General features: G+C 51.8%; 11 protein-coding genes. 5 read left to right on the top strand and 6 right to left on the bottom strand.

Features of this window, described 5'->3' with window-relative positions:
- Positions 1-208, bottom strand: a 208-nt coding sequence (locus FDW94_RS07145; protein WP_170974223.1) for an SOS response-associated peptidase family protein, incomplete at its 3' end; no start/stop codon positions are given.
- A 484-nt stretch (positions 209-692) separates the two neighbouring features.
- On the opposite strand from FDW94_RS07145, the gene pphA reads away from it, so the two are divergent.
- Positions 693-1,334 (top strand): protein-serine/threonine phosphatase, encoded by a 642-nt coding sequence (pphA, locus tag FDW94_RS07140; protein WP_111465450.1) that lies wholly within the window; start codon positions 693-695, stop codon positions 1,332-1,334.
- On the opposite strand, the gene FDW94_RS07135 is transcribed toward pphA, so the two are convergent.
- From FDW94_RS07135 to yebS, 5 genes are all read right to left on the bottom strand, one after another.
- On the bottom strand, positions 1,335-1,526 hold the full coding sequence (locus FDW94_RS07135) for a YebW family protein (protein ID WP_003034941.1): 192 nt from the start codon (positions 1,524-1,526) through the stop codon (positions 1,335-1,337). It lies immediately after the preceding gene.
- Positions 1,527-1,628: 102 nt separating this feature from the next.
- Positions 1,629-1,865, bottom strand: coding sequence for a YebV family protein (locus FDW94_RS07130; RefSeq protein WP_029139506.1), 237 nt, complete (start codon positions 1,863-1,865; stop codon positions 1,629-1,631).
- 100 nt (positions 1,866-1,965) lie between these two features.
- Positions 1,966-3,387 (bottom strand): 16S rRNA (cytosine(1407)-C(5))-methyltransferase RsmF, encoded by a 1,422-nt coding sequence (gene rsmF / locus FDW94_RS07125; protein ID WP_008785038.1) that lies wholly within the window; start codon positions 3,385-3,387, stop codon positions 1,966-1,968.
- 79 nt (positions 3,388-3,466) lie between these two features.
- Complete coding sequence (locus tag FDW94_RS07120; RefSeq protein ID WP_032943766.1) at positions 3,467-6,100, bottom strand: PqiB family protein; 2,634 nt, start codon at positions 6,098-6,100, stop codon at positions 3,467-3,469.
- Complete coding sequence (gene yebS / locus FDW94_RS07115) at positions 6,069-7,352, bottom strand: membrane integrity lipid transport subunit YebS (RefSeq protein WP_032943765.1); 1,284 nt, start codon at positions 7,350-7,352, stop codon at positions 6,069-6,071. Before yebS ends, FDW94_RS07120 begins: the two co-directional genes overlap by 32 nt.
- Before the next feature lie 128 nt (positions 7,353-7,480).
- Here yebS and FDW94_RS07110 point away from each other — a divergent pair, with 128 nt between their 5' ends.
- The 4 genes from FDW94_RS07110 to htpX all read left to right on the top strand — a co-directional run bounded on the left by FDW94_RS07110 (position 7,481) and on the right by htpX (position 11,903).
- Positions 7,481-7,978 (top strand): GAF domain-containing protein, encoded by a 498-nt coding sequence (locus FDW94_RS07110; RefSeq protein WP_137377355.1) that lies wholly within the window; start codon positions 7,481-7,483, stop codon positions 7,976-7,978.
- Positions 7,979-8,074: 96 nt separating this feature from the next.
- Positions 8,075-8,761, top strand: a complete 687-nt coding sequence (gene proQ, locus FDW94_RS07105) for an RNA chaperone ProQ (RefSeq protein WP_003833781.1) — start codon at positions 8,075-8,077, stop codon at positions 8,759-8,761.
- A gap of 19 nt (positions 8,762-8,780) precedes the next feature.
- A complete protein-coding gene (gene prc, locus FDW94_RS07100; RefSeq protein WP_048235216.1) occupies positions 8,781-10,829 on the top strand; it encodes a carboxy terminal-processing peptidase in 2,049 nt (682 codons plus the stop codon).
- A 192-nt stretch (positions 10,830-11,021) separates the two neighbouring features.
- On the top strand, positions 11,022-11,903 hold the full coding sequence (gene htpX, locus FDW94_RS07095) for a protease HtpX (RefSeq protein WP_003034964.1): 882 nt from the start codon (positions 11,022-11,024) through the stop codon (positions 11,901-11,903).
- The last annotated feature ends 4 nt before the right edge of the window (positions 11,904-11,907 follow it).

The raw sequence follows: 11,907 nt of genomic DNA, 5'->3' as shown, positions 1-11,907 counted from the left end.
TATCCCACCACTCGGGGGCGTATCCCCAGATAACTGGATCAAGATGGAGTTTCTCGTCACGTTCGCTCAGAAGCAGAACTTTGGTGCCTGGCGCCACGTTGAATCGCCCGATCGGTGCAGGGTCATATGGAATGTCTCGTTCGATTTCTTCAGCGAGAAGGGCGAGATAGTCTTCACGCGTCATCGACTGTGAAAAACGTCCACACATAGAAACCTCCAGCCATATGTCAGACTGAAAGTATAGGGCAGGAAGAAAAAGTGGTGCGCACCGGCAATGATTTAAAAAGGAGTTTGTAAGGTAAACCGGAATGATGATTTTGTGAATTGATGAATTCTTAAAAATGGGTAGACGCTGGAACAATGCGATCCCGAACTTTTCCCGACGACGCCACGAAACCAATAGCAACTGATTGATCTTGAATGGGTGCAATAGTAAGTATCAGTAGGTGTTTTTTAGTGGGTTTTTGGTGTTAACCTATTGAAGTTTATAGGTTATTACGTTTTGATTTGTAAACAGGAATCGTATTCGGTCTCTTTTTATGTGGCGAATGCGATGCCATCCAGGGCAAAACACGGCGTATCGCATGCTGCATTCTCCATAAACCATACCATACTCCTGCCCACGATCGTCCAGGCTTTTTTACCATCATTGCTAAAATTATAACCAGGTACCCTTGTATTCTGGAGGCGACATGGGACGACCTGGCAATATCTATCAACGAATCGACGGTACGCAGTGGCGCCACGTTTGGGTGGTTGGGGATATCCACGGATGCTTCTCGATGCTGATGGCTAAACTTCGCCAGTACCGTTTTGATCCCTGGCAGGATTTGCTGGTTTCAGTGGGGGATGTTATCGACCGTGGACCAGACAGTTTGCGTTGTCTGAAACTACTGCGTAAACGCTGGATTGTCGCGGTCAGGGGGAACCATGAACAGATGGCGCTGGACGCGCTGGCGACGGGGGATCAATTCATGTGGTTTATGAATGGAGGCTCGTGGTTCGAGCAGGCGGAGCAACCGGCAGCGAAATTTGCTCTTGAAGCGTGTTGGCAGTTACCCTGGATTCTGGAACTGCATTGTCAGAACGGTATACACGTTATTGCTCATGCCGATTACCCGGATGATGATTATCAGTGGCTAAAAGAGATCGATTTACAGCGCGTGCTGTGGGACCGCTCGAGGCTGATGCGCAACGGTTGTGGGATTCACGGCGCGGATCACTTCTGGTTTGGCCACACGCCGTTGCGCCATCGGCTGGATCGCGAGAATCTACACTATATTGATACCGGTGCTGTATTCGGCGGCGAGTTAACGCTGGTACAACTGCAATAATCAAAAATCGCTGTATTCCTGGGCCGGATGCCAGAAACTGTCGATGTAGTCGTCCGCAGGTAAACATCCGCCGTTACGAATTCGTTGATCGTCCATCGATATCAGGCACTGCTGCTCAGTTTTGTAGACATCAACCACGATATCTTCACAACCGCCATCCAGATAGCACACAAAAAGAACCAGCGTGAACATTCCATCCTCAAATGGTAAAGCCATACCTGTAGTGTAGAAGATGTTGATAGATGAGGGAAACTAACCAAGAAATAACCCGTCTGGCGACGGGTTCTTTTTGAATCAGGCAAGGCGCATGATCCAGGCATCTGACTTACGATCGTAGTGTTCGCGAAATAGTACTGAATGTTCTCCGTTCAACAGGGCCGGGACGCTGGTGTCGGCATCCCAGGCATCCAGTTGCATACATAAATCCGGATCGGATTTACACGGAATGGTTAACGTTCGGTCCCCCGGCGATTCGCCATGTAACTCGGCGTCGTCGATTTCAAAAGCGCCAATGCGCACACTGGTTTTCATCATCGTGCTCTCCGTTAATTTGCTGGTTGTGGTACGACCAGTTAGGCCGTCCATTTTTCAGCGTAGTCAACGTTAGCAAAAGCGCCAGTAAAAACGTGCGTTATCCCGTAAACAGTTTGCCATCCCGGACAAGATCGCGCGGGTAACTATTCTTCAGTCGCGATCCAATGCGTTTTGCCAGACCGATCGGCTGATGCTGGAACGTAACCAGTACGTCGTCACTCGTCGGTGCGGTTTGCGGGTAGACATCTCTACCGCGATACCACTCTTCCGCTTCGGCAAGGGTCAGTTCGAATGCATGGCTGTGGTTCGGGTCGGCGAGGGCGATAACGGCCTCATGCTGCCAGCGATACCCTTTATTGTGGGTTTCGGCCAGTTTGATCCCGAGTCGAGAAAAGCGAACCTTGCCAATCAGAGGTTCAATTTCAGTCGGGAACAGCCAGATCTCTTTATCGCGCTGCCACAGGCGCAAATTATCTTCCCACTGCAGTCCACAAGCGCTCGCGGCTTGCGTGACAAGCGCAGATTCGCGTCCTTTAAGCGGGCTAAACGGGAAGTTACCGACTTTGTACTTCGGCGCAGGTAGTGCAGGGATTGCAGCTGTTTTGCGCAAACGCGCAACGAAGAAACCTTCGCAATCGTAAATCTGCGGGAATACATGCAGGAATCCTTCCGGCGTCAGGGCGCGTTCGGCCTGCGGAAATAAATCGTCCAGAGGTAAAAACTCGACGGCATCAGGGTAGGTCTCAATCAACCACTGCATGATATTTTCATTTTCGTCACGATTAAGCGTACAGGTCGAGTAAACCAATGTGCCACCGGGACGCAGGGCGTGGAAGGCGCTGTCGAGCAGTTCGCGCTGGGTTGCGGCAATTTCCAGATTACTTTCTACAGACCAGTTTTTTAGCGCATCGGGGTCTTTACGCACCACGCCTTCACCGGAACACGGTGCGTCGAGCAATATGGCATCAAATGATTCCGGCAACGCAGCGCCAAATACGCGTCCGTCAAAATGGGTCAGGGCGACGTTGGCTATCCCGCAACGGCTGATATTGGCATGCAGGACTTTGACGCGACTGGCAGAAAACTCATTCGCCAGAATGGCGCCTCGATTATTCATTTTTGCGGCAATTTGCGTGGTTTTGGAGCCGGGGGCTGCCGCAACATCCATTACGCGTTCCGGGGTATTGCCTTCGGCGAACAGTGCTGCGACTGGCAGCATTGAACTGGCTTCCTGAATATAAAACAGGCCGCTTAAATGTTCTGCGGTGCTGCCGAGCGGCACTGACTCTTCATCATCGCGCTCGATCCAAAAGCCTTCAGCACACCAGGGAACCGGGGTGAGAGACCAGTTGTAAGGTGCTGTCAGCGCGAGGAAATCGGCAACGGAGATTTTCAGCGTATTGACGCGAATGCTGCGGCGCAACGGGCGCTGACAGGCAGCAAGAAATTCATCGAATGAGAGCGTGGAAGGCATTGCTTCACGCATTTGAGTCAGAAAGGCGTCGGGAAAATAAGCCACTTGGTACCACCGGCAAAAAAACAGGTGCGCAGTGTAGCATAAGTGCTCCGGCGCGAGTACGCCGGAGCAAGTGGAGAGATTAACGTGGCAGGGCGGTTCCCCATTCACGCCACTCTTTTGGTTCGCTTTCCAGCAACAGGAAGTGTTTACCGGCCTGTGCTTTCGGAGCCAGCGGTGTACCTGGTGGAGTCGCGAAGGCGATGCCGCCGCGGATGAACTGATTGAAGGTACCGGTCTTCACGACACCGCCGGTCAGGCCGAAGTCGAGATTGTAGCCGGATGCCAGCCAGAACACGGAGTTGTTGCGTACCAGATGCTGATAGCGTTGGCTAATGCGCATGGCAACCATCACACGATCGGAAAGCGAGCCCAGCGTCAGCCCGGTGACGGTCCCCACTTCAATACCTCTGAACAACACCGGGGTTCCGATATTCAGCGAACCTGCTTCTGGTGCTTCAACCACAATACTCAGACCATCGAGGTAACGAGAGTCGGTAATGGTGGCTTCCTGTAGCTCAAAATCACGGCGCGGATTACCGCGTCCTGGTTCAACGTTGATATACGGCTGCAGGATTGTATCCAGATGCTCCACGCCCGCTGCCGAAATTTGCGGGGTGATCACGGAGAAACGGGTACCGCTTCGCGCAAAGGTTTGTACGTATTCCGGGTACAGAACCGCTTTTGCCTGAACTTCGTTACGGGCGGTGATCAGCTCAAGCGTCTGGATCTGTCCGATATCGATTCCCAGGTAGCGAATTGGCATGCCAGCAGCGAGTTTACCGGCATCGAACGCATGCAGCGTTATCTGGCCGCCGACCGCACGCGCGGCGGTTTCCGAAGCATACAGAATACGCTTGTCCCCTTTACGTTGGCTGGCGCTGGCACCGCTTAAATTATCGAAGCTAATCGCCCCTTTAAGCGCGCGTGAAAGGGGCGATGCCTGTACGGTTAATCCGCTGCCGTTAAGCTGAACTTTTGCTCCGCCTTCGGCCCAGAACACGCTGTTGCTGGTCAACAGGTTGCGATATTCCGGTTTGATATGCAGATCGATATCAAACGCATCGGCGCGAGGACGAACGCTAATCACTTCACCGACCTCGAATTTGCGGTAAAGCACCACCGAACCGGCCTGCACATCAGGTAGCGTTTCGGCGCTCAGGCTGACCGTAGTGGTTGGCAGATCGCTCAGGCTGTTTTCAATCGCTTTCTCCAGGTTAGCGTAAAGCGGGTAGCTTTTTTTCATTTCACCCTTAGTACCGGGCAAAATACGAATGCCGCCGCTGAGCCACTCACTGGCGCTGGCGCCAAGGAACTCCACGCCATCAAGTCCGACTTTGACATCCACGCGGCTGTTCACCACGAACTTACTGTCACCCTGCACCAGGTCACGATGCTGTGGTTCAACAGCAACGGTAAATGAGACGCCTTTGCTGGAAAGCGTACGCTCAATTACCTGACCGACCTGTACGCCGTGAAGAATTAGCGGCTGGCCAGCATCAATACCGTAACTCTCCGGCGCGGTCAGCGTAAACGTCATGACGCCTGGGTCGTGTAACAACGACTTCTCAGCGGGAATAACGACAAACTGGTTACGAGGCTCGCCTTCGCCAGGTACCAGCTCGAAAGTTTTACCTGTTAGCAGCGAACTGAGATTCACATCGCTTAACGATAATTTAGGGCTGTGTAACTCAATGCGTGTGTTGTCACGCAGCAGCGTTACGACGCTGGGATCGACCGTCATTTCGCCGGTGACTTTACCGCCTGGGTTTAAATCCAGTTTTGTGAGCTGACCGACTTCTAATCCTTGATACATCAGCGATGTTGAGCCTGCTTTGAGTCCATCTCCGCTGGGTAAATCAAGCTTGACGATTACTCCACGCTGGCTGTGCGCGAGATCCTGATATAGACCAAACGTGTCGTCTGCCGCAGCAGGTTTTGAGTCTTCGGGTGAATCAAAAGCAATGGCACCGTTGACCAGCGCCGCCAGACTCTCCAGTTTTACCTTCGCACCGCTAAGGCTGACATCCGCATTTACACCGGAGACGTTCCAGAAGCGGCTGCCTTTTTTCACCAGATTGGTGAAGCGACGTTCAATCAATACATCGATGGTTACGCCCTGATGGTTCGGGTTGATGGTGTAGTCATAGACCCTGCCCACCGGAATCTTACGGAAATAAACCAGTGAACCGCTATTAAGCGATCCGAGATCAGGGGCGCGCAGATGCAGCATTAAATCGCCATTATCCAGACGATACTTGGGCTGGGTGTCGAGGGCGACGAAATGATCCTCGGCCTCGCCAGTACCGGGCATCATGCCGATATAGTTGCCGCCAACCAACGCATCCAGACCAGAAACCCCAGCCAGCGACGCCTTCGGCGTGACCAGCCAGAACTGGGTATCTTTGCGCAGAGCATCTTTCATGCTCGATTTGATGCTGACGCGGACTTCAATTTTGCGTAGATCTTCGCTGAGGTTGATATCCTGTACCGTGCCCACTTCAACGCCCTGATAGCGAACGGGAGTACGGCCTGGCACAATGCCGTCCGCAGACATAAAGTCAATGGTCACGGTATTGCCGCGATCTTCATAGCTTCCCCAGATAAGCCATCCCGCGATCATCAGCGCGATGAACGGCAGCAGCCAGAACGGGGAGATACGGCGTTTTGTTTTAATCTGCGCTTCAGTCTGCGAAGCGGGCGTTTCCTGACTCATGTGCATCCCAAAGTAAGCGGCTGTCCAGCCATTCCACAGCAAGAATAGTCAATATTACCGCTGCGCCGAAATAAAACGCAGCCGGTCCCATAGTAAAAGCAAGTATCTGATCGCGATTTATCAGCGACATGGTTAACGCGATAACAAAGAGATCGAGCATTGACCAGCGGCCAATCCAGGTCACCATACGCAGTAGTTTTATACGGGTGCGCAACCCTTGTTCACAATTAAAGTGGATGCTGAATAGCAACGTAAACATCACAATCACTTTGGTGAATGGCACTAATATACTGGCGATAAACACGATCGCCGCTACGCCGACATTACTGTTTGCCAAAGAGATTATGCCTGACAGAATTGTGTCTTCCTGTCGGCCGCCGTTGACATAAATTATCGAGATGGGCAGCAGGTTAGCGGGCAAAAGCAGGACAATCGAGGCCAGCAGTGCCGCCCAACACTTTTGGATACTTTGATTTCTGCGCCAGCGCAACGGGATATGGCAGCGAGGGCAGCGACCGCGGGCATCCGGATAACCTGTAAAATGGCAGCCGAGGCAGACGCGGAGCTTTTCATCGGGCCGACGAGCCGGTCTTTGCGGGTAGAAACGGTCCCAAAGCTGCTCAACGTTAAGATGTGACAGCGTCAAAATACTGAGGATCACCAGCGCAATAAAAGCAAACAGCCCCACGCCAGGCTGCAAAAAAGCATAGTCCTGAACCTTGATTGATGCGACGCCGATACCCACCAGGTAAATATCGAGCATCACCCACTCTTTGAGCCTTTCCAGCATCAGCAGCACCGGGCGCAGGTTCATCCCGAGAATATTACCAAACCACAGATAAGCGATTGAGGTCACGAGAATTAGTGGCGCACCAGCGACGCAAAAAAGCACGAAGGAGGCGGTGAGGGGATCACCTTGTCGGGTCATTTGCCAGATGCCTTGCATCACATTGGCATCAATGCGCACACCTAATAAATAGATGTGCAGGAGTGGCTCTCCCCAGGCAAAGGGCATCAGCAGCAACATGGTGAAAGCCATTGCCGCCAGTCGCGTTAACGACCAGTCGCGTCCGTCACGAATTTTTGCCTGGCAGCGTGGGCAAAAGGCACTTTGGTGCGAACGCATTTTAGGCAAGCTAAATATCAGGTCACATTCAGGACAGCGATGATAATGTGCACGAGGTAGTGCCTCACCGATGGACCTGATGGCTATTTTTTTAGTTGGCGTGATGCGTGGTGTCGTTAAGGCCATGTATCGCGAATCAAATTGTTGAAGTAATGTTATCTTAACTCATGACGGGAATGATCTTGAGCATTAACGCATTTAATGTTTATTTTAGTAGGCTGCAGTTTTAAGTAAGACAACTAAGTGATTATATAATGAACAAAATAGAGCTATACACGGATCTGAACCGTGATTTTCAGGCATTGATGGCAGGTGAAACCAGTTTTCTGGCAACGCTGGCGAATACCAGCGCATTGTTGTACGGGCGTCTTGCAGAAGTGAATTGGGCCGGTTTTTACCTGCTTGAGGGCGATACGCTGGTGCTTGGTCCCTTCCAGGGCAAAATTGCCTGCGTGCGGATCCCGGTAGGACGCGGTGTGTGCGGTACCGCAGTGGCGCAAAACCAGGTTCAGCGTATTGAGGACGTACATGCTTTTGATGGGCACATCGCCTGCGATGCCGCCAGCAACGCTGAAATCGTCCTGCCGATCGCTGTCGACAATCAGATAATCGGCGTGCTGGATATTGATAGCACGGCATTTGGCCGCTTTACTGAAGAAGATGAACAAGGTCTGCGTACGCTTGTGGCACAGCTTGAAACCGTGCTTGCAACGACGGATTACAAAAAATTCTTTGCGCGCGTCGCAGGATAATCAACGGATAACGTAGCAATTACTGATGACGTCATTATAATGTCGCCTGTTCATGCCTGCGCTTGTTGGCTACGTCCGTTGTAATCAGGAAATTTCATGGAAAATCAACCTAAGTTGAATAGCAGTAAAGAAGTCATCGCGTTTCTGGCCGAACGCTTCCCGCAGTGTTTTAGTGCGGAAGGCGAAGCGCGCCCACTGAAAATTGGCATTTTTCAGGATCTGGTAGAGCGTGTTGAGGGTGAAATGAACCTCAGCAAGACTCAGCTCCGTTCTGCCTTACGTCTCTATACTTCAAGCTGGCGCTATCTGTATGGCGTTAAATTGGGTGCAACGCGTGTTGATCTCGACGGCAACCCTTGTGGTGAGCTGGATGAACAACATGTTGAACATGCTCGCAAACAGCTGGAAGAAGCTAAAGCCCGTGTTCAGGCGCAACGCGCAGAGCAACAGGCGAAAAAACGCGAAGCGGCCGCTGCCGCCGGTGAAAAAGAAGACGCCCCGCGTCGCGAGCGTAAGCCGCGTCCTGCACCGCGTCGTAAAGAAGGTGCTGAGCGTAAACCTCGCGCTGAAAAACCAGCAGCAAAAGCACCGCGTGCTCCTCGCGAAGAACAGCATACCCCGGTATCTGATATTTCAGTACTGACGGTAGGGCAGTCTCTGAAGGTGAAAGCAGGAAATAATGCGATGGATGCCACCGTATTAGAAATCACCAAAGATGGCGTCCGTGTACAGCTGAATTCGGGTATGTCTTTGATTGTACGCGCAGAACACCTGGTGTTCTGAAACGGAGGCCAGGCCTGGCATGAACACTTTTTTTAGGCTTACTGCGTTAGCTGGTCTGCTTGCATTAGCAGGCCAGGCACTTGCTGTGGAAGACATCACGCGTGCCGATCAAATCCCCGTTTTAAAGGAAGAAACCCAGCATGCGACGGTAAGCGAACGTGTGACGTCGCGTTTTACGCGATCACACTATCGCCAGTTCGATCTGGATCAGGCGTTTTCGGCAAAAATTTTTGACCGCTATTTGAATTTGCTCGACTACAGCCACAACGTGCTGCTGGCTAGCGATATCGAACAGTATGCAAAAAAGAAAACGGTCCTCGGCGATGAACTACGCACCGGCAAGCTGGATGTCTTTTACGATCTCTATAATCTGGCGCAAAAACGCCGATTTGAACGTTATCAGTACGCATTAAGCGTACTGGCACGTCCAATGGATTTCACCGGTAACGACACCTTTAACCTCGACCGAAGCAAAGCGCCGTGGCCGAAGAGCGAAGCAGAGCTTAATGCGCTGTGGGACGGCAAGGTTAAATTTGACGAACTCAGCCTGAAGCTGACCGGTAAAACCGATGCGGAAATCCGCGAAACGCTGACGCGCCGCTACAAATTTGCGATTCGCCGTCTGGCGCAGACCAACAGCGAAGATGTGTTCTCACTGGCGATGACAGCGTTCGCCCGTGAAATCGACCCGCATACTAACTATCTCTCTCCGCGCAATACCGAGCAGTTCAATACTGAAATGAGCTTGTCTTTGGAAGGTATTGGCGCGGTTCTGCAGATGGATGATGACTACACCGTCATTAACTCCATGGTGGCAGGTGGTCCGGCAGCCAAGAGCAAAGCGATCAGCGTTGGCGATCGTATTGTCGGCGTCGGGCAGACGGGCAAGGGCATGGTCGATGTGATTGGCTGGCGTCTGGATGATGTCGTAGCACTGATCAAAGGACCTAAAGGCAGCAAGGTGCGCCTTGAAATTCTGCCTGCCGGTAAAGGTACCAAGACGCGCACCGTGACGCTAACGCGTGAACGTATCCGTCTCGAAGACCGTGCCGTTAAAATGTCCGTGAAAACCGTTGGCAAAGAAAAAGTCGGCGTACTGGATATTCCTGGTTTCTATGTTGGCCTGACTGATGATGTCAAAGTCCAGCTGCAGAAACTGGAAAAACAGAACGTCAGCAGCATCATCATCGATCTGCGTACCAACGGCGGTGGAGCACTGACTGAAGCGGTTTCGCTTTCCGGTCTGTTCATTCCATCCGGCCCGGTGGTTCAGGTTCGTGACAATAACGGTAAAGTGCGTGAAGACAGCGATACCGACGGCGTTGTGTACTACAAAGGCCCGCTGGTGGTATTGGTCGATCGCTTCAGCGCCTCAGCATCAGAGATTTTCGCTGCGGCAATGCAGGATTATGGCCGAGCGCTGATCGTTGGTGAACCAACCTTCGGTAAAGGCACCGTTCAGCAGTATCGCTCCCTGAACCGTATTTACGATCAGATGCTGCGTCCGGAATGGCCAGCGCTGGGTTCTGTTCAGTACACGATCCAGAAATTCTACCGCGTAAACGGTGGCAGCACGCAGCGTAAGGGTGTTACGCCAGATATCATCATGCCGACAGGTAATGAAGAAACTGAAACCGGCGAGAAGTTTGAAGATAACGCGCTGCCGTGGGACAGCATTGATGCGGCGACCTACACCAAGTCAGATAATCTGACGCCGTTCGGACCTGAATTGCTGAAAGAGCACAATGCACGTATTGCGAACGATCCTGAGTTCCAGTACATCATGAAGGACATTGCGCGTTTCAATGCGATGAAGGATAAGCGCAACATCGCTTCTCTGAATTACGCTCAGCGTGAAAAAGAGAATAACGAAGATGACGCAATGCGTCTGGCGCGTATTAACGATCGGTTCAAGCGTGAAGGCAAACCGCTGCTGAAGAAACTGGACGATCTACCGAAGGATTACCAGGAACCGGATCCATACCTGGATGAAACGGTAAAAATCGCGCTCGACCTGGCGCATCTTGAAAAAGAAAAGCCAGCGGAACAGCCCGCAACCAGTCAATAACCTCGAACAGGCACAAGAAATTGTGCCTGTTTTTTTAACAAGTGCATGAAGACGTCAGTCTGATACGATAAAATGTAAAGTTGTGTCTTTCTGGTGACTTAGCACCTATGGATGCTTGAAAATAGTCATAAGACCCATACGATATGGGTAATCGCATAGTGCGTTTTGTTAAATTGAGGTTAAAAGAAAATTATGATGCGAATCGCGCTCTTCCTGCTGACGAACCTGGCTGTGATGGTCGTTTTCGGGCTGGTATTGAGCCTGACAGGGATTCAGTCAAGCAGCGTTCAAGGCTTGTTGATCATGGCACTGCTGTTTGGTTTTGGTGGTTCCTTCATTTCGCTGCTGATGTCCAAATGGATGGCGTTAAAGTCCGTTGGCGGGGAAGTGATCGAACAGCCTCGCAATGAAAGAGAACGCTGGCTGATGAATACAGTCGCGAACCAGGCCCGCCAGGCCGGGATCGCTATGCCGCAGGTTGCAATCTACCATGCGCCAGATATTAACGCGTTTGCTACCGGTGCGCGCCGGGATGCCTCGCTGGTGGCTGTAAGTACTGGCCTGTTGCAAAACATGAGTCCGGATGAAGCCGAAGCGGTTATCGCACATGAGATCAGCCACATTGCTAATGGCGATATGGTTACCATGACGTTAATTCAGGGTGTGGTGAACACTTTCGTTATCTTTATCTCACGTATTCTGGCGCAGATTGCCGCTGGGTTTATGGGCGGCAACCGCGATGAGGGAGAGGGTAGCAACGGTAACCCATTAATCTACTTTGCGGTAGCGACGGTACTGGAGCTGGTATTTGGTATTCTGGCGAGCATTATTACGATGTGGTTCTCACGTCATCGTGAATTCCATGCGGATGCAGGCTCAGCGAAACTGGTGGGTCGTGAAAAAATGATCGCCGCGCTACAGCGCCTGAAAACCAGCTATGAGCCGCAGGAAGCGACCAGCATGATGGCGTTCTGCATCAACGGTAAATCCAAATCGTTGAGTGAGCTGTTTATGACTCACCCGCCGTTGGACAAACGTATTGAAGCGCTGCGCAGCGGTGAATACCTGAAATAATTGG

The organism is Citrobacter sp. wls757 (genome assembly GCF_005280935.1).
Lineage (GTDB): Bacteria > Pseudomonadota > Gammaproteobacteria > Enterobacterales > Enterobacteriaceae > Citrobacter > Citrobacter portucalensis.
The sequence above is the reverse complement of the archived record's forward strand: the minus strand, read 5'-3'. Positions and strand labels throughout refer to the sequence as shown.